We start from the raw sequence: 17,557 nt of genomic DNA on the forward strand, positions 1-17,557 counted from the left end.
GAATCTCACTATTTTCTGGCATTCTGAGCAATAAATAATTTCCGAACTCAGGTTTTTAATAATTATTTTGGTTTTTAGGCCATGACGGGTAAATATTGTTGTTAAATTAACAGCCTATGAGTGAAAATGATTTGAAATGGGAAAAACTCCATTTGCCGGAACTGATGTCGCCCGCAGAAATAGAAAACGGACAACTGGTTCAGGCAGAATGTGAAAGTAAGAAATATTGCCTGAGCAAGGTCAATGACAATTGGTATGCCATTCGCGATACCTGTCCACATGCAAGTGCCTCTCTCAGCAAGGGTTTTATGGTAAAAGGTCAGGTAGTGGTTTGTCCTTTGCACCGCGCTAAATTTGATATTTGCAGCGGTAAAAATATCAGTGGCGAAGGTTATGGCATGCGTTCATATCCTGTGAAGCAGGAAGACGATCAGCTTTACCTTGGCCTCACTGATAAAAATTGGTACGAATTCTGGAAATGAGTCAAAAGAACTATACCCTTCAGGAAATTGCCCGTACTGTTGAAGCAACTTTCTTATGCTGCGCTGATGAGAATGAAAGCATTTCCCATATTTTGTTGGACAGTAGGCAGGTGCATACAGGCAGTGGGACTTTGTTTTTTGCCATTGAAGGAATTCAGCATGACGGCCACGATTTTATTCCCACATTGATTGAAAGTGGCATTCGCAATTTCGTGGTTTCTAAAAATCTGAAAATCAATAAAAATCTTGGCTCAGTACTCAATGTCCTAAAGGTAGATGATAGTATAAAAGCTCTCCAAAAACTTGCTGCTTTTCATCGCAGTCAATTTACATTTCCGCTAATCGGCATTACGGGCTCCAATGGAAAAACCATTGTGAAAGAGTGGCTTTTTCAATTGCTCGACAAGCGCTATAATATTGTCAGAAGTCCGAAAAGCTACAATTCGCAAATAGGGGTTCCGCTATCTGTATGGCAAATAAAAGCCGAACACAGCCTGGGGATTATTGAAGCAGGTATTTCAAAGCCCGGGGAAATGGAGCGGCTCGAAAAAGTGATTCGTCCCGATATCGGGATATTGACCAATATTGGCTATGCCCATGCCGAAGGGTTTCAAAATTCTAAACAAAAACTTAGGGAAAAACTCCACTTGTTTGCAAATTCAGAAGTTTTGATTTGTCCTGCTGATGATCCCTTGATTCAGGATGTTGTTGAGGAATTCAAACAGGAACGGAAAAAGTCCTTGAAAAAACCACTGTTAATTTTCAACTGGGGAAAATCCGCAAAGGCAAGCGTTAAAATTGAGCAGATAAAAACAGAAAATACCCGAACAGCAATTGCACTGAAACACAATGGGAATAACTATCAATTCAATATTCCCTTTAGCGATAAAGCATCTATAGAAAATGCCATTAGCTGTGCTACTTGTGGCATTTATTTGCAAGCAGCAGATGAGGTTTTTCTCAAATCATTTGAACAATTGAGCACTGTGGCCATGCGCCTGGAGCTAAAAGATGCGGTGAACCAATGTTCGTTGATCAATGACAGTTACAACTCTGATTTGGGCTCATTAAAAATCGCCCTGGATTTTTTAAAACAACAACAGCAACACAGCAAAAGAACACTCATTCTTTCAGATATTTTGCAAAGTGGGATGTCTGACAAAACACTGCTCAATGAAGTAGTGCGTTTGGTGAAAGACAGCGATTTGCAAAAGTTTATAGGAATTGGCCCGGTGCTTTATAAAAACCGCGATTTGTTTAAAGAGTTAAAAGCAGCGCAGTTTTTTTACAAAGACACTGAAGCTTTTTTAAATGCCATTCAGCAGCTCAGTTTTTACGATGAAAGTATTTTGTTGAAAGGGGCGCGCAATTTTCATTTTGAAAAGATCAGCCGTCTGCTGGAACGGAAATTTCACGAAACTGTATTTGAGATCAACCTGAATGCGGTGAGCCATAACCTGGCGGCCGTACGCAATCACCTGGGCGATAAAACTAAAATCATGGCTATGGTGAAAGCATTTTCCTATGGCAGCGGTGCTTTCGAAATTGCCAGTATGCTGCAATTCCAGCATGTGGATTATTTGTCGGTAGCTTTTGTAGATGAAGGTATTGCACTGCGAAATGCGGGAATAACACTACCTGTGATGGTAATGAATCCTGAAGAAAACAGTTTTGAAAGTTTATTGCACTATAAGCTGGAACCCGAGATTTATAGCTTCAGGCTTTTAAGAAAGTTTTCTGCATTACTGGATGAAAAACTGCCTGCACAAAAACTGCCCATTCATATAAAGATAGACACCGGGATGCACCGGCTTGGATTTTTGCCGCATGAAATCGATGTGCTTGCCCGGGAAATTAAAAATCAAAAAAGCTGGAAGGTGGCCAGTGTTTTTTCACATCTCAGCTCCAGTGAAGATCCAAAAGACGATGCCTTTACTGAACAGCAAATAGAAAAATTCAAAAATGCTGCTGGTCAATTAGAATCCCTTTTGGGGTATTCCACACTGAAACATTTGCTCAATTCTGCCGGAACTCTGCGTTTTCCCCAGGGGAAATTTGATATGGTTAGAGTGGGTTTGGTGCTTTATGGGATTGATATTACAGGAGTTTTGGCCAATCAACTGGAACCGGTGGGGCAACTCAAAACAAGTATTTCGCAGATAAAAACACTGGAAAAAGGGGCGAGCATTGGGTACAACAGAAAAGCCAGGGCGGATAAAAAACTCCGCGTAGCCACTATTGCAATTGGCTATGCCGATGGTTACAGGCGCGCTTTTGGAAACAAAAAAGCCTATGTGCTTGTCAGGGATAAAAAGGCAGCAGTAATCGGAAATGTGTGCATGGATATGTGTATGATAGACGTGACAAATATACCGGAAGCAAGTGAAGGCGATGAGGTCTTGCTTTTTGGTAAGTCACTTCCGGTAGAACATCTGGCCAAATGGGCAGAAACTATACCCTATGAAATTTTAACGGGTATTGGCGAAAGGGTAAAAAGGGTTTATTTTAAGGAGTAGAGTGGCTCCAAAGTGGAGATGACTTTGGTTCCACTCAAACTCAAACAGCCTATTTAGCCATTATCATTCCCTTCAATGACCAAAGAATTGCCAATACCTCATTCCTGGAATTTTCATCAATATTGTGCTTTTCCAAAACCGACATTATATCATCAATGGCAGCCATATACTCTTCAGCATTGATGTTCATGCCCCTGTGCGCATCTGGCATCTCCTTTCCGTGGTATTCAACCTGGGCACCGCTTCCTGCGCTGAAAAATTGAACCAGGTGTTCTTTGATCTTTTTTAGGTTTTCAGGATCTTCTTTGTAGGGCAGAAACCGCACTTTTATCACTGGGTTGTTCATGTGCGCTTCTACTGCATCTTTTACAATTTCGGAAACTCCACTATGACCTCCAAGGCGCTCAAAAAGTGTTGTTTTTTCTTTGATTGTTTCTTGTGCATTTGTCATAACATGGTTTTTAATTAGTGAATAAATAAGCTTTTAGCCTTTTGCTAATGATGCAAAAATATAGCTCATCAAATAGAGATTTTAGCATATTTGGTTCTAAGAAAAGCACATTTGGTTCAAATTATACTGTTGCACTTGTCAGTGCGGATTGATAGTGGGAGGGGAGAAGGCCAAATCGTTTCTGAAAACATTTGGAAAAATAAGAAGGACTGTTAAAACCGGTATTATAAGCGATTTCAGAAATAGTATTTTTCTTTGTGTTTATTGATGTCAAAGCATGGTTTAAGCGATATTCTCTTAAAAATTCATTGGGGGATTTGCCTGTGAGTTCCGTTAATTTCCGATAGGTATTTGATTTGCTCATGCCCAGGTTTTTATTAAAATCTTCAACTTTTAAATCCGGGTTTGTCCAATTTTTTTCAATGAAATCCATCAATTCTATGAGCAATGCCTCTTCAGAGGGATTTAAGACAAGTATTGTTTTGTTGTCAAATGAAGCATTTATGTTTTCCCGCTCATACAGATTTTTGACTTCCGTTGTACTTATAATTTCTGATTTTTCAATGGTACACAGATAATTTACCAGTTTTATACTGCTTTCAAAAAGTGTTTTTTTCTCTGTTACCGGTGAACCTGTGCACATGCCCAATATTAAGCCAATGTCTGAAATATGCTCTCCCCTGGAAAATTCACTGAATAGTGCCTGTGCTTCTTTGGCGAAGTTCACAGCATTGCTTACGGATTTAAATGAGAGCAGAAAACTTTGTTCACCTTGTTTTACAGTGCCGGCTTCAAAGCGCTTGAACAATTTGGCAACAGCATTTATGTACTTGTTGAAAAAAGATGCCAATGCTTTTGGCGTCTGTTTTTCCAATGAAAGTATTCGCAAATTGCCCTGCATTATTGTTCTGAAGGCTGGTTCATTGATGATATTTAATGCGTTGTTTTCAGAACTTACGGGATCTTCCATTCTTCCCAGAAATGATTCCACTAATTGTGGATCCACTTCAATGATTTCATTGGGCACTTCTCCGTGAGCTCGATTGTGCATTTTTTGAATGCTTTCTTTATCAGGTGCTTCAATCAAGCAAAAAGCAGTATTTCTATCTCCATCAAACCAATAAGTCAACCCCCGGCAATTGAATTTGTGCTGAATTTTCAAATCCTGTTGATGCAATTCGGCAACATTTTCAGCAGTTACAGAAGCTGATACATCGTGGCGGTCCATATATAGTGGCATACTTCTTCGTTTTATAAAAAATTACTTGTTTGCACGTAGTATGCGAAAACCCAACTATTTGCTGGGTTTTTCTCAATATAACAAGAATAGAAAACTTTGCCAATAAGCATAAGAAATGTAAAGTATGTACTATTTCATTTTAATTCGTGAATTCTTTCGCTTTACTGACTAAAGCTGTTTAAATTTATTAGAGCGGAAAAATTAAAATCAATAGGAATTTTGAACAAAGACAACTACATAAAAGGCCGTGGGGCACAATTCAATCCGCACAACCGATTTGAGCAATTGGAGCTGTGCAGGGAGCATGAAGAAGGTATAGACCTCGACCCTGAATATGATACCTATGCTACCCAGGTTTATGTAGAGCATCCCAAAAAAATAGTAAACAAAGTCCCGTCAAAGGATATCTCCCTGGATTATTCCATGAATCCCTACCAGGGCTGTGAACACGGTTGCATTTATTGTTATGCAAGAAACACCCATGAATACTGGGGCTTTAGCGCAGGAAAGGATTTTGAATCAAAAATAATTGTAAAGGAAAATGCGGTTGAACTGTTGAGAAAATTCCTGTCCAGAAAAAAACACATCCCCAAACCCATTATGCTTTCAGGAAATACGGATTGCTACCAGCCCTTAGAGAAAAAGTACAAACTTACCCGCGGCTTGCTCCAATGCCTGGATGAATTCAGGCATCCGGTTGGCATCATTACCAAAAATGCTTTGGTGCGCAGGGATATTGATGTGCTACAATCACTGGCAAAAGACGATCTTGTAAAAGTGAATATATCACTGACCACATTGAGCAATGAACTGCACAACAAGCTTGAACCCAGAACAGCATCGCCTACATTGCGCTTGAAAACCATAAAAGAACTGAGCAATGCAGGAATTCCGGTAGGAATTATGTGTGCCCCGGTTATTCCCGGCCTGAATGACAACGAAATACCAAAAATCCTGGAAGCTGCTGCTGCCAATGGAGCTGAAAGCGCAGGATACACCATGCTCCGCTTGAATGGTGCTGTTGCCGGGCTGTTCAGCGACTGGATCAAAAAGAACTATCCCAACAAAGCAGATAAAGTATTAAACGCTACTGCAGCAGCACATGGAGGGAAAGTAAGTGACAGTAGAACAGGTAAAAGAATGCGTGGAGAAGGTCAACTGGCTGAAATGATCCGGCATTTGTTTTATACTCAAAGTCAGAAGTATTTTGCCGGAAAAAATAGCCGTGTACTGAACACCTCAGTTTTTAAAGTGCCTTCAAAAAACGGCCAGTTGAGCTTGTTTGATTGAAAGTAAATTGGATTAAAAGTTCGTAGGCTTAGTCACTTTTTTTAACGGAATCATGGCTGATTAATTGATCGGGATTTAAGCTCTCCTCATAGGATAATAATAAGTCCTTCTTTTCTTCACTGCTTAATGTATTCCATAAATTTCCTGCTTGATTTTTATTAAGGCTCTGTATTAGCTTAAAATAAGAAAGCAGAACCTCTTCATCATTTATATTGTCAATCAACTTGTGAAAATCCTCTTTAACTTTCATTTTTTTAAAATTTTAGTTTTCAATTTAATATTATTTGCTTCAGTAATAAAATCTCTATCCGACTTGTCGAATTTTAAAGCTTTTGCCCGAATTTGATATGTAATGAAAACCAAAAGAATAATCTATTATCAAGGGTTATCCAATCCTATTCTTATTTTTATAAAATAATTTTCAAAGCAGGGGTGTGAATTCAGAAAATACAGCTCAAAATAAAACTGCCGAGCAGTTTGATGCAGTAGTAATAGGTGCCGGAATCGGTGGGCTGACGGCTGCTGCCATGCTGTGCAAGGCAGGGCTGAAAGTTTGTGTGCTGGAAATGGATGTGCGCCCCGGTGGTTATCTTGCTGGGTTTAAGCGCAAAGATTTCAGGTTCGACAGTGCCATTCACTGGCTGAATCAATGTGGCCCTAAAGGCAGTGTAACACGCGCTTTTGAATTGCTGGGAAATGATTTTCCCAAAGCAAAGGCACAGCAGCGCATCAAGCGCTATAAGGGGAATGCCTATGATTACCTGCTGACCAATAAGCCCGATGAATGGAAGAAAGAGTTGATTCGCGATTTCCCTCATGAAGAAAAGGGATTGCACAAATTTTTTGCAGCGGCTAAAAAAATCGGAAAGTCTTTTGACAATGCCAATGATTTCTTCCGTAGCCCGGAGTCGATGACTATATTTGGCAAAGCCCTAACCAGTTTGCGTAAGTTGAAATTTGCGCTGCCTTTTATGCGCTACATCCGCTATTCCGGTCCCGGTGGCCTGACAAAGGGATTGAATACTTTTTTTAAAGACCCGAAACTTCATGCTGTTTTTTGCTCTGAGCCCGATCTTCTATCCTGCCTTGTGCCTATTGGCTGGGCTTATTACAATGATTATCAATTTCCCCCTGTGGGTGGCAGTCAGGTATTTCCCGAATGGTTGAGTTATGTGATTCAACAGACCGGTGGCGAAATTCGCTTCAGAAGCAAGGTTATAGGGGTTGACGTGAAAAATGGCCGTTGCAAAGGGCTTACAGTACAACATCGCAACCGCGAATATTACATTGCTTCGGATATTATTTTAGCGGCCTGTGACATGGATACGCTTTACAATAAAATGTTGCCCCAGGATGCTGTTTCCGGAAAAATGAAAGCAGCACTTGAAAAGGCCGAACTATACAGTTCATCGGTTACCCTATCTATTGCGCTGGATTGCCCGGTTGAAGATTTAGGATTTACCGAGGAAATGATCTTTTTATGTGATGAAACATTATCGCGCGATAAATACAGCAATGGAGACCCTAAGACCAGTGGTATCAGTATTTTGCCACCATCTTTGCGCGATCCTTCATTGGTTCCGAAAGGCAAGGGCACTTTGACCATTTATGTACCGGCATTTTTTGATCACAATGAACATTGGAAAACCGAACAAAGGGCTGATGGTTCGCTTATGCGAGGAGAAGCCTATAAAGCCTTTAAAAAAGAATTTGCAGAGGTATTGATCAAAAGGGTAGAAGACAGCCTTGCTCCAGAATTGAGTAAACACATTGAATATTTCGATGTGGCAACCCCAATTACCCACTGGCGCTATACGGGCAATAAAAACGGCACCATTATGGGTGCACGTCCCGGCAAGGAAAATATGATGGCGGGTGTGGCGCATTACCGTACCCCTGTGAAAGGACTCTATATGAGCGGACACTGGGCCGAATTGGGCGGTGGCGTACCTATTGCTGTAAAAGGAGGTGTCAACTCTGCTATTATTGCTTTAAAGGATGCGGGCCATAGGGCTTACAAAGTTTATGCTGATTATTTTGACGGAAAAATAAAGAAAGATGCGGCCTGGAGTTCTCCGGTTTTAAAACAATATGACAATTCATGGAAGCAAAACCTGACACCCGCAGAAAAGAAGGCGGAGGTGGGAGTGTAGTTGTGCTGGATTTATCAAAAAGCGGTACTGAGGAAACATTATAATTCATTTAAAAGCTCTTTTGCCGGACGGGCTTTTAATTTACCTTCTTCAATCAATTTAAGCTCCTTGACTGCTTCTTTGAGCTCTTCTAAAACTCGCTCTTTTGAAGGCTCTTTATCTTCAAGTTTTTCTAAATCGAGGTATTGTTTTTTTAAAGCTTTCCATTCGCTAATGGGTATAAAAACACCTGTGGTTTTTCCTTTACCGTCAGAAATATATTGTAAACTCATAATTTATGTGCTTTAATTTAAAATAATCATGGACACCTAAAGTGATTCAAAAAAGGTTCAAATTTCGGAATGGATAAAATCATCCATATCTGGAGCTTATTTACTGCAATGCCAATTTACCTAAGCCCCCACCAATGCAAGCTTACTGTAACCCTGTCCACTTGGTATCAGTTGAATTTGGGTGTTGATGCGCTCTTTCAGTGCTTCTACATGCGAAATAATACCTATCATCCTATTGTCGTTGGCTTGTAGTTTTTCCAATACATCAAGCGTAAGATCCAGTGTTTCCGGATCGAGTGTTCCGAAACCCTCGTCAATGAACATACTTTCAATTTGGATGTTCTGCGATGCAAGATCAGACAAGGCCAAGGCCAGCGCTAGACTGATCAGAAAAGTTTCCCCGCCACTCAAAGTTTTTACCGATCTTTCCTGATCGCCCATATCACGATCTACGGCTACCAAATCGCCCTGATCTACGGGCATCGCCAACAGATAGCGTTTCGACAGACCTTCTAAGCGTTTATTGGCCAGCAATATCAATTGTTCAAGAGTAAGCTGCTGTGCAAAAGTGCTGAATTTATTTCCAGTGGCATCCCCAATCTGTTGTTCCAGCAATAGCCATTTTTCACCATCTCCAATTATTTTTGCTTTTTCAGTTTTTTTCCGGTCAATAAACTCCAAGTTCTTTTTTTGCCTATTTAAATCTGCATATAGGTTTTTGCTTTTCTCATCCAATTGTTCAATTTCACTAGAAACACTATCTAGGCTTGCTTTTAGCGCTTCTTTTGTGTCTTCAATATCTTGCGCTTTCTTATTCTTGAATTGCTCTTTAAAATGGTTTAGGTCATTTTTGGTTTTAGCAAGTGCATCCCTTAATCTTTGGGATTTTTCATTCAAATGTTTTTCGGTAGCGTAGGGCAAAAGCTCTTTGATTGCATCTTCTATCTGCTCGTAATTCAACTTTTGCAGTTCTGGTTTTAAGCTTTTTTCCAGTTGTATTTGCAGGTTATTGAATTGCTTTTTCTCATTTTCCCTTTGTTCCTTTTCGTGTTCTAATTTGGCTAAAGATGTACGGACTTCCTCCCAATCATGGGTAATCGATTCCATTAAATTATGAAGAGGTTCAGAGCCACTGTAGAGTTTTTCTAGTTCTTCTTTTTTGCTTTTCCCTTTCTCTAAAATTTCTTGAAGATCTTCTGCTTCGGGCAACATTTTATCCGCTTCAGTTATAAATTTTTGAATTTGCTCGGCATTCTGTTGCATTTGTTTGAAGGAGTCCCGCTGCTGTTCTATTTTTTCAGGGCTTTCCTTCTGTAGTGAAGGAGGCAGTTTTTCTCTTGCAGATATATTTTGTTTTTCAAATGCTGTAAAATCCTTTTTCAATTGGTTTTGCTCATTTTCCAAATCGCTTAATAGTTGCTCTAGGTTGTCCTTTTGCGTTTTCAATTTTGCAAGCTTTTCTTTTGAATTTTCCCAGGCACTTTCTTTATCCCTAAGTTTTTGATTGTCAAATTCCGGAGCCTCTACATTTTCAGCCCAAGGGTGATGTTCAGATCCACAAAGCGGACAGGGCTCGCCATTTACTAAGTTTTGGCGATGTTCTTCCAAGCTTGCGCGCAAATGTTTTAGCTCTTTTTCCGTTCTCAATTGTTGAACTTCAGCTTCTAATTTTTCACTGATGAGTTTGGTTTCTTTTAATGAATCTGGAATGGTTTTCAATTCATCCTGAAATCGTTTTTGTTTGTTTTTATTACTGTCAATTGCACTTTTTAAATGGTCAATTTTTAGCTCGGCATTTCTAATTTGTGACAAAATACCCCCTATTTCTACGAGCAGTTTTTCTTGCTGATAAAAAGGATGGGCACTTAAATTTTTATTGGCAATTTCTATTTCTCCCTGCTTTTTTTCCTTGAATGAAATTAGCTCTTTAATAAATTCTGCGGGTTCATTTACATTGCTTTTCAATTGTTCCTTTAGCTCATATTTCGACAATGATTTTTTTATTTGTGAAAATTGATTGGCCAATTCTTCTCTATCGCGAGCCAATTCGGAATATTCTTCATACAGGTTTTTCAGGGTTTTTATAGCATTTTCAGCATTGCATTTCTTGCCCGTTAGTTTATCAATTTTATCGAGCAATTGCGCTTGCCCATCTTTCGATTTTTGCTGTTCGGTTTCGATTAGATCTATTCTTTGCTTTGCTTTTTGTTTTTGCTCAATACTGTCTTTCCATTTGTTCAACTTCTCTGCGAATGGCGCAAGTTTTTGATGTTTTTCAAGCGCCAAACCTTCATTGTTTTTAAATTCCTCCAGTGCATTTTTATTGTTCGTCAATTCAAGTTCGGCCTTATTTTTTTTGCTGTTCAACTGTTCCAATTCCTCTTTTAGGTCAATGGATTTTTGCAGCTTTTTTTCTTTGGTTTTCTGTTTTTCCAACTCCGACTTTGCTAATTCATATCCTTTTTCTTTTTCTTCAAATGCTTCATCAGAAAGCAATTGTTCTTCGGTTCCCTTTATTTGTTGATCTATTTCCTCTGTTTTTTTACGCAGGGTTTTTGCTTTGTCATAAGCCAATTGTCCCAGCTTTCGGTATATAAAAGTGCCGGTGATTTTTTCCAGCAATTTGGCGCGTTCTTTTTCCCCGCTTTTTAAAAACTGTGCAAAATCTCCCTGTGCAAGCAATATGGAGCGGACAAACTGCTCGTATTCCAGCCCGACCAAAGCAGCGTTTTTAGCTGGTATTTCACTTTTCTTAAGTCCCAATGATTGCCCATTGGCATTGAAAATATTCATTTCATAATCGCGCAAATTATTGTTTCGATTATAGCTGATGGTCCATTCACTGGTAAATTTTCCTTCCTTGCATTCGTAGGTAATCGAAGCAGCCGCATGGTCTGTATTGCGCGTGATTACAGAACCGCTTGATTCTATCGTGCTTTTTGAAATTTTGCCCATTCGGGGAATTTCATTGTACAGGGCCAAGCTGATCACATCCAAAATGGTGGTTTTACCGCTGCCCGTTGGTCCCGTGATGGCGAATAGCCCGGCATCGCATAGCGGGGACTGATCAAAATTGATTTCGTGTTTGCCCTTTAGGGAATTGATGTTTTCAAATTTGATCTGAAGTATTTTCACGCCTCTTCATTTTGGTAATATTCCTGTAATATTTCGTCAAAAGCTTCGTGCAAAAGCTTTTTCGTGCGCTGATCTACTTTCGCTTCTTCTACCCATTTGCTAAATACTTCTCCGGGTTTTAATGCTTCAATTTGTTGCTGCTTAAAAAGTTGCGAGCCCGATTTTTGCTGTCCACTGATGGATATAAAATACTTTACAATCGATGCGTTTGTTTCTGATTTATTGAAATCTTCCACAAGTTTTTCCAGTGCTATAATTTCAGAAGGATTTCTGGTTTTTTCTTGCATTTCCACTTCAATGAAAGCTGGCAGTTGAGTGCTGTTTTTAAAATTTGCAAGAGCCGATTTAATTTTTTCCAGACTGCCTGAAAAGCGTATTAATTGCCGCCATTGCGGAACTGGAATGGATTCGATCTTTGAGTTTTCATTTTCAATTACAATGCTTAAAATGCGCTTTTGATCCGCTTTTTCACTAAAAGACAAGGGAATGGGCGAACCGGAGTAGAGAATATGTTCTGCTCCTGCACTTTGCGGCTTGTGAATATGTCCCAGGGCGATGTATTGAAAATCGCTTGGAAATGCCGAAGCTTCAAAACCTGCCAAATTACCCACCTGTATATCTCGCTCGCTATCGCTGGTAGATGCGCCATGTGCAAATAAATGCCCCATCGCTATTGGCACTGCATTGGGAAATTGAGCTTTTAGCGATGCCAAAGATTCTTTGAAAATTTCCTGAATGCCTTCGCGTACGGCCTTTTCACGCTCTTCATAAGACTGACCGGGGGCAAGTCTGCGGAGTTCATTGTCGCGAATGAAAGGAATGGCAGCTACGGCAACTTGGGGCTTGGTTTCAGAACCTAAGGGGACAATTAATTCAGAGTAATTTTCAGGCAATTCCCCCACGACAGTAATGTTCAATGCCTGCAGTAATTCACGCGGAGCATTTAGCATGGCGGGTGAATCGTGATTGCCGCCCGTAAGTACTATTTGTGCGCCAGTGGCAGAAATTTTTTTTAAAGCATTGTAGTAAAGTTTTCTCGCCTCGGAAGAGGGGTTTGCCAGATCAAAAATATCTCCCGAAACCAATACTACATCTGTGTTTTCCGCTTTGATGGTATCTACCAGCCAATTGAAAAAAAGATGGTGGTCTTCCTGAAGTTCTTTTTGATAAAGCCGCTTGCCCAGGTGCCAATCGGAGGTGTGGAGGATTTTCAAGTGTTTGAAATTTTTTCGTTTGAAAAAAGATGCGAAAAAATTTTCGCACCCTTGTAACCGCTATGCTCTCACATGAAAAATTTTAATCATTCTCATGTGTGAATAAATGATTAAAATTTATTCATGTTCGTTTCATTTTTCTGCTTTATATGAGAGCTAAACTAATGGTTTTTCCGAAAGGAAATTTGTAGATAGTTTTTTAATGTGTTGAGGTGTAATTGAAGTCATCAATTTAATTGTCCAGACACTGTCTGGACATTACTGCACTCAAGGTAAAAACTGCGCATGTTGAAAAGGTTTGATTCCTTTCAATTCTTTGCTTTTTAACTGACTTTGCTCTTCCAGATCATAATCATTTTGAAGGCCCAACCAGAACCTGGCACTTGTTCCAAAATATTTTGACAACCTCAATGCTGTGTCGGCTGTAATTCGCCTTTTGCCTTTGACTATTTCACTGATTCGTGTTTGCGGAATAAAAGTGTCTTTGGACAAACGATAGGCAGAAATTTCCATGGGCAATAGAAATTCTTCTTGTAAAATTTCACCGGGATGTATGTTTTTTAGCATGTTCATGGTCTTTTGTTTTAGTGATAATCTACAATTTGAATTTTATAAGCATTTTCTGTTTTCCATTCAAACATTATCCTCCATTGTTGATTTACTCGAATGCTGTAATATCCTGAATAATTTCCTGATAATTTTTCAAGCCTATTTGCTGGCGGAACTCTTAAATCATTTATGTTAGCAGAGCTATTAATCATCCTGAGCTTTCTCCTTGCAGTATTTTGTATTTGAGGAGGAAGTTTTTTGACATTATTCCATGCCAAATCTTTTCGGTTTCTCTGTTACCAAATGATTTAATCAAAAGAGTTACGTTTAGCGATACTAACGCCAAAGGTTGGTAAATAATTTCTAAAATCAAAAACTAATTGAAGAAAAGTAGTTAATGCGTATTTACAGTTACTCCGCCAAATCCTTCCAACTCACTTTTTCGGCAACAATTCCGTGTAGTTTCTCAATAGAAATGCGTTCCTGGTTCATGCTGTCTCTATCGCGAATTGTTACAGTATTGTCCTCCAGCGTTTGGTGATCCACCGTTACACAAAAAGGCGTGCCAATGGCATCCTGTCTGCGGTAGCGTTTGCCAATAGAGTCTTTTTCCTCGTAGTAACATTGGGAATCGTATTTGAGACTGTCCATTACTTCACGGGCTTTTTCCGGCAATCCGTCCTTTTTCAGCAATGGCAAAATAGCCACTTTGATGGGTGCCAAAACCGGAGGGATTCTCAAAACCGTTCGTGTATTGTTTTTGTCGCCCTCAATTTCTTCTTCCTCAAAGGCATTGCAAAGCACAGCTAGCATCAAGCGGTTGAGACCAATGGAAGTTTCTACCACGTATGGTACATAGCTTTTGTTCAGTTCTGGATCGAAATATTGCAGCTTTTTGCCAGAGAGGTTCTGGTGCTGTGTCAAATCAAAATCGGTGCGGGAATGAATGCCTTCCACTTCCTTAAATCCAAAGGGGAAATCAAACTCAATATCCACAGCCGCATTGGCATAGTGCGCGGTTTTCAAATGATCGTGAAAGCGCAATACCTGAGGTCCCAAACCAAGACTTCTGTGCCATTTCATACGCGCTTCCTTCCAGTGTTCGTACCATTCCTTTTCCTCGCCCGGACGTACGAAAAATTGCATTTCCATTTGCTCAAATTCGCGGGTGCGGAATATAAACTGCCGCGCCACAATCTCATTTCTAAACGCTTTACCAATTTGCGCGATACCAAAAGGCAGTTTTTGGCGGGTGGTATTCTGTACGTTCAGGTAATTCACAAAAATACCCTGAGCTGTTTCTGGTCTTAGGTAAATGGTATCTGAATCATCTGCCAGAGAACCCATTTGTGTGGCAAACATCAGGTTGAACTGTCGCACTTCCGTCCAGTTTTTGCTGCCGCTCACCGGACAGGCAATACCCAGATCATCTATCAAAGCTTTAAGAGCCACTAGGTCATTGGCTTCTAAAGCCGCTTTCATTCTGCCTTCTATCTCATCGATTTTTTGCTGATTGCGCTGTACGTTTGGATTGGTAGCCAAAAACTGCTCTTCGTCAAAATCATCACCAAAGCGCTTTTTGCCCTTGGCTACATCTTTCTCGATTTTTTGCCTGTATTTTTCTACCTGATCTTCAATCAGTACGTCCGCACGGTAGCGTTTTTTAGAGTCTTTATTGTCGATCAAAGGATCGTTGAATGCGTCCACATGGCCGGAAGCTTTCCAGGTTTTGGGGTGCATAAAGATGGCGGCATCAATGCCCACAATGTTTTCGTTGAGCTGCACCATGCTTTTCCACCAATATTGCTGAAGATTGTTTTTCAGCTCTATGCCGTTTGGCCCATAATCGTAAACAGCCCCTAGGCCATCGTATATTTCAGAGGATTGAAAAATAAACCCGTACTCTTTGCAGTGGGAAATGATTTTTTTGAAAATATCTTCTTGTTGACTCATAAGGCGCAAAAATAGAACTTCTGCGCTTGTCGGGCAATGAAATGCTTGTTTTTGCTAAGTGGATTGTATAATTAGTTGCACTGCAAGCATGCAACCTGTCTGTAGCACCCATCCTAAGGTGCCGTATAAAATGTTGTTATTGAATTCGTAGCAAGGGTGCTACGAATAGTTGGTTTCCCTCATGACCAAAAGCCACCAATAAAAATTGGCATTATCTGCTTTTCAGTAGTTTTACTTAACTTTAAAATTATAAAAGACAGTGAAATATTCATTGTTATAAACAGCAATAAGAACAATGTATTTTGAAGCTTCATTAGATACCTTTTCTATACTACTCACTTCCGTATTGACAGGGATTATACTTATAATAGTAATTAGAAATATAATCGCAGGTTTGAATGACCTTGTGATTGTTTTTTTCACCCTCTTAATGGTGATTTTATTGTTATTACCCCTTTTGTATAAAATCAATGGTTATGAAATCGATTCAGGCAAACTGATCATTGACAGGGTAGCCTATAAAATAGAAATCGATATTGAGGATGTTAAAAAAGTAGAACTGCTCAACCCTGATGATATGGAGCATAGTAGTAGAACATTTGCAAATGGTGGTCTATTTGGCTACTATGGGAAATATAAAAATCCTAAAATCGGGGCTTTTAAAATGTACGCTACACAAAGATCAAACAGGGTGCTGGTGGTTTTAGAAAATGAAGATAAAATTGTTATCACACCTGATAATTTGGAATTATATCATGTTTTAAGAAAAATGGTCGCAATATGAAACGGGAAAGAAAGATCACATTTCAGATAATTTAATTTAATTATAAGTTCCAAACATTATGGAACAAAAAGATGCTTTAAAATCAGTCAATAAATTTGCAGAAGCTGTTAAATCAAAATATGATTTTGTAAAGGTCTTTCTGTTTGGCTCCTATGCAAAAGGAAATTTCAATGATGACAGCGATATAGACATTGCGGTAATCTTGAAGGACTACAAAAACTTAATGGAAATACAATTGGATTTAATGCGATTGAGAAGGAAAATCGATAGCAGGATAGAGCCGCATCCATTTAGGGAAGCTGAGTTTAACTTGACCAATCCAATGGTCAGCGAGATTTTGAAACATGGCCGGGAAATTGATTAGTTGGCATTAGAAATGAATAATCTAGGTAAAATCTGTAAATTTATTTGACAAACAATTAATCATGGCTTCAATTAACACTTTACGGAATCAACTGATAGACAAAATCCTTTCCATACAAAATGCTGACTTTTTAAAAGCCTTAGATGTATTAGTTGATAGTAAAACCGACCCTAATCAAAAAGTTAAACTCAGCAAATCTCAAATTGAAATGCTCAAGTTGAGTGAAGCAGACATTAAAGCCGGCAGATTAATTGATCAGGATTTAATGGACAAAGCCGATTTAGAATGGCTAAGCGAAAGGTAGTCTGGACACATACTTTTTTGGATAGTGTCCATTTTGGATGTTTATTCTTTAATTTTTAACCAGTTTTTCTACCTCATCAATAACCTTAGCTGCCAGTTCAAAAGCCTGATTGATGTCCTTTTTGGTATAGTAATTTTCAACTTTTGTTAATCCTGCCAAGTGAATTTTATTTCTTTTATCTCGTAGCTCATTGACTTCCTCTATTAGCTCATCACTGAAAAGCTTCCCTCTTTTATAAGCATCACAGATCGTTTTGAACTGGGTGTTCTTCTTGTATTTTTCATAACCAACAATCTTTTTTACACCAAGTATTTCTTCTTTTGAGTTGATCTTATAAAGTCTTTTTCTTTCCCTGAAAACTTCCGCTTTGGGCATGATTTTCTCCTCAATAACTAATCCTTCTTTTATTGCAACTTCAAGTCCATAATGCATTACGCCTTCTACAATAGAAGATGTATATTGAATGATATTTTTGTAAATGGAATACTCAATAGCACCAGTAATATTGAAATCTGCTTCTACTTTCAAAATAAAAACCACATACTGAAGCGCTATGGATAGATTAGTTCGGAGAGTATTGTTTTCAATAAAATGAAATCGTTTTTCGAACTTTTCGATTTCAGGAATCTCAATGATATGTGACTTACTTTTTGCCACCTTTAAGAAGTTCTGTCAGAGAACTATACCCCTTGTTTTTGAGGTAGGTTTCCAGATGCATATCTGATCTTACGCCATAATCTTTGCCATATTTTTTTTCAATGGTTCCAATATGCGTGTCCTTTCTCTTTTTGGATATTTTACCGTTTTTGGTTTTTGCTCTTGTTTTCGACATGGTAAAAATTGATGTTCA

The 17,557-nt window shown here is 39.1% G+C and carries 18 protein-coding genes; 7 read left to right on the forward strand and 11 right to left on the reverse strand.

What is annotated here, in order from left to right:
* Positions 1–116: 116 nt before the first annotated feature.
* The gene (locus WD048_16725; protein ID MEX0813865.1) at positions 117–482 is read left to right on the forward strand and encodes a Rieske 2Fe-2S domain-containing protein; all 366 of its coding nucleotides are present in this window, start codon (positions 117–119) and stop codon (positions 480–482) included.
* Positions 479–2,998, forward strand: a complete 2,520-nt coding sequence (locus tag WD048_16730) for a bifunctional UDP-N-acetylmuramoyl-tripeptide:D-alanyl-D-alanine ligase/alanine racemase (protein ID MEX0813866.1) — start codon at positions 479–481, stop codon at positions 2,996–2,998. Before WD048_16725 ends, WD048_16730 begins: the two co-directional genes overlap by 4 nt.
* Before the next feature lie 49 nt (positions 2,999–3,047).
* On the opposite strand, the gene WD048_16735 is transcribed toward WD048_16730, so the two are convergent.
* Complete coding sequence (locus WD048_16735; protein ID MEX0813867.1) at positions 3,048–3,449, reverse strand: group 1 truncated hemoglobin; 402 nt, start codon at positions 3,447–3,449, stop codon at positions 3,048–3,050.
* Between the two features lie 121 nt (positions 3,450–3,570).
* A complete protein-coding gene (locus tag WD048_16740; protein ID MEX0813868.1) occupies positions 3,571–4,689 on the reverse strand; it encodes a nickel-binding protein in 1,119 nt (372 codons plus the stop codon).
* Positions 4,690–4,908: 219 nt separating this feature from the next.
* On the opposite strand from WD048_16740, the gene WD048_16745 reads away from it, so the two are divergent.
* The gene (locus WD048_16745; protein ID MEX0813869.1) at positions 4,909–5,979 is read left to right on the forward strand and encodes a PA0069 family radical SAM protein; all 1,071 of its coding nucleotides are present in this window, start codon (positions 4,909–4,911) and stop codon (positions 5,977–5,979) included.
* Positions 5,980–6,007: 28 nt separating this feature from the next.
* Here WD048_16745 and WD048_16750 read toward each other — a convergent pair whose 3' ends face one another.
* A complete protein-coding gene (locus WD048_16750) occupies positions 6,008–6,229 on the reverse strand; it encodes a hypothetical protein (GenBank protein ID MEX0813870.1) in 222 nt (73 codons plus the stop codon).
* 184 nt (positions 6,230–6,413) lie between these two features.
* On the opposite strand from WD048_16750, the gene WD048_16755 reads away from it, so the two are divergent.
* Positions 6,414–8,132, forward strand: coding sequence for an NAD(P)/FAD-dependent oxidoreductase (locus WD048_16755; GenBank protein ID MEX0813871.1), 1,719 nt, complete (start codon positions 6,414–6,416; stop codon positions 8,130–8,132).
* Positions 8,133–8,170: 38 nt separating this feature from the next.
* Here WD048_16755 and WD048_16760 read toward each other — a convergent pair whose 3' ends face one another.
* From WD048_16760 to WD048_16785, 6 genes are all read right to left on the reverse strand, one after another.
* Complete coding sequence (locus WD048_16760; GenBank protein ID MEX0813872.1) at positions 8,171–8,404, reverse strand: hypothetical protein; 234 nt, start codon at positions 8,402–8,404, stop codon at positions 8,171–8,173.
* Positions 8,405–8,524: 120 nt separating this feature from the next.
* Positions 8,525–11,539: an AAA family ATPase gene (locus WD048_16765; GenBank protein MEX0813873.1), complete on the reverse strand. Its 3,015-nt coding sequence runs from the start codon at positions 11,537–11,539 to the stop codon at positions 8,525–8,527.
* Entirely contained in the window at positions 11,536–12,753 is a 1,218-nt protein-coding gene (gene sbcD, locus WD048_16770; GenBank protein ID MEX0813874.1) for an exonuclease subunit SbcD, read from the reverse strand. Before sbcD ends, WD048_16765 begins: the two co-directional genes overlap by 4 nt.
* Before the next feature lie 267 nt (positions 12,754–13,020).
* On the reverse strand, positions 13,021–13,326 hold the full coding sequence (locus WD048_16775; GenBank protein MEX0813875.1) for a HigA family addiction module antitoxin: 306 nt from the start codon (positions 13,324–13,326) through the stop codon (positions 13,021–13,023).
* 11 nt (positions 13,327–13,337) lie between these two features.
* The gene (locus tag WD048_16780) at positions 13,338–13,580 is read right to left on the reverse strand and encodes a type II toxin-antitoxin system RelE/ParE family toxin (GenBank protein MEX0813876.1); all 243 of its coding nucleotides are present in this window, start codon (positions 13,578–13,580) and stop codon (positions 13,338–13,340) included.
* A gap of 133 nt (positions 13,581–13,713) precedes the next feature.
* The gene (locus WD048_16785; protein MEX0813877.1) at positions 13,714–15,255 is read right to left on the reverse strand and encodes a glycine--tRNA ligase; all 1,542 of its coding nucleotides are present in this window, start codon (positions 15,253–15,255) and stop codon (positions 13,714–13,716) included.
* A 295-nt stretch (positions 15,256–15,550) separates the two neighbouring features.
* Between WD048_16785 and WD048_16790 the strand changes: the two genes are divergently transcribed.
* The 3 genes from WD048_16790 (at position 15,551) to WD048_16800 (ending at position 16,707) form a co-directional block, all read left to right on the forward strand.
* On the forward strand, positions 15,551–16,039 hold the full coding sequence (locus WD048_16790; GenBank protein MEX0813878.1) for a PH domain-containing protein: 489 nt from the start codon (positions 15,551–15,553) through the stop codon (positions 16,037–16,039).
* 58 nt (positions 16,040–16,097) lie between these two features.
* Complete coding sequence (locus tag WD048_16795) at positions 16,098–16,403, forward strand: nucleotidyltransferase domain-containing protein (protein ID MEX0813879.1); 306 nt, start codon at positions 16,098–16,100, stop codon at positions 16,401–16,403.
* A 61-nt stretch (positions 16,404–16,464) separates the two neighbouring features.
* Positions 16,465–16,707 (forward strand): hypothetical protein, encoded by a 243-nt coding sequence (locus tag WD048_16800; protein ID MEX0813880.1) that lies wholly within the window; start codon positions 16,465–16,467, stop codon positions 16,705–16,707.
* Positions 16,708–16,755: 48 nt separating this feature from the next.
* Here the strand turns inward: WD048_16800 and WD048_16805 are convergent, their stop codons facing one another.
* Together WD048_16805 and WD048_16810 are read right to left on the reverse strand one after the other, a co-directional pair.
* Positions 16,756–17,364, reverse strand: a complete 609-nt coding sequence (locus tag WD048_16805; protein ID MEX0813881.1) for a hypothetical protein — start codon at positions 17,362–17,364, stop codon at positions 16,756–16,758.
* Positions 17,351–17,539 carry a hypothetical protein gene (locus WD048_16810; GenBank protein ID MEX0813882.1) on the reverse strand — a complete coding sequence of 63 codons (189 nt, stop codon included), beginning with the start codon at positions 17,537–17,539 and terminating at the stop codon, positions 17,351–17,353. Before WD048_16810 ends, WD048_16805 begins: the two co-directional genes overlap by 14 nt.
* Positions 17,540–17,557: the final 18 nt, after the last annotated feature.

The sequence above is a fragment of the Chitinophagales bacterium genome (assembly GCA_040877935.1).
GTDB lineage: Bacteria > Bacteroidota > Bacteroidia > Chitinophagales > CAIOSU01 > JBBDNB01.

Excerpts from the sequence above, each read along its gene's own strand:
- WD048_16725 (MEX0813865.1), top strand. The coding sequence starts at position 117 with ATGAGTGAAAATGATTTGAAATGGGAAAAACTCCATTTGCCGGAACTG.
- WD048_16730 (MEX0813866.1), top strand. The coding sequence starts at position 479 with ATGAGTCAAAAGAACTATACCCTTCAGGAAATTGCCCGTACTGTTGAA.
- WD048_16735 (MEX0813867.1), bottom strand. The coding sequence starts at position 3,449 with ATGACAAATGCACAAGAAACAATCAAAGAAAAAACAACACTTTTTGAG.
- WD048_16740 (MEX0813868.1), bottom strand. The coding sequence starts at position 4,689 with ATGCCACTATATATGGACCGCCACGATGTATCAGCTTCTGTAACTGCT.
- WD048_16750 (MEX0813870.1), bottom strand. The coding sequence starts at position 6,229 with ATGAAAGTTAAAGAGGATTTTCACAAGTTGATTGACAATATAAATGAT.
- WD048_16760 (MEX0813872.1), bottom strand. The coding sequence starts at position 8,404 with ATGAGTTTACAATATATTTCTGACGGTAAAGGAAAAACCACAGGTGTT.
- WD048_16775 (MEX0813875.1), bottom strand. The coding sequence starts at position 13,326 with ATGAACATGCTAAAAAACATACATCCCGGTGAAATTTTACAAGAAGAA.
- WD048_16785 (MEX0813877.1), bottom strand. The coding sequence starts at position 15,255 with ATGAGTCAACAAGAAGATATTTTCAAAAAAATCATTTCCCACTGCAAA.
- WD048_16790 (MEX0813878.1), top strand. The coding sequence starts at position 15,551 with ATGTATTTTGAAGCTTCATTAGATACCTTTTCTATACTACTCACTTCC.
- WD048_16795 (MEX0813879.1), top strand. The coding sequence starts at position 16,098 with ATGGAACAAAAAGATGCTTTAAAATCAGTCAATAAATTTGCAGAAGCT.
- WD048_16800 (MEX0813880.1), top strand. The coding sequence starts at position 16,465 with ATGGCTTCAATTAACACTTTACGGAATCAACTGATAGACAAAATCCTT.
- WD048_16810 (MEX0813882.1), bottom strand. The coding sequence starts at position 17,539 with ATGTCGAAAACAAGAGCAAAAACCAAAAACGGTAAAATATCCAAAAAG.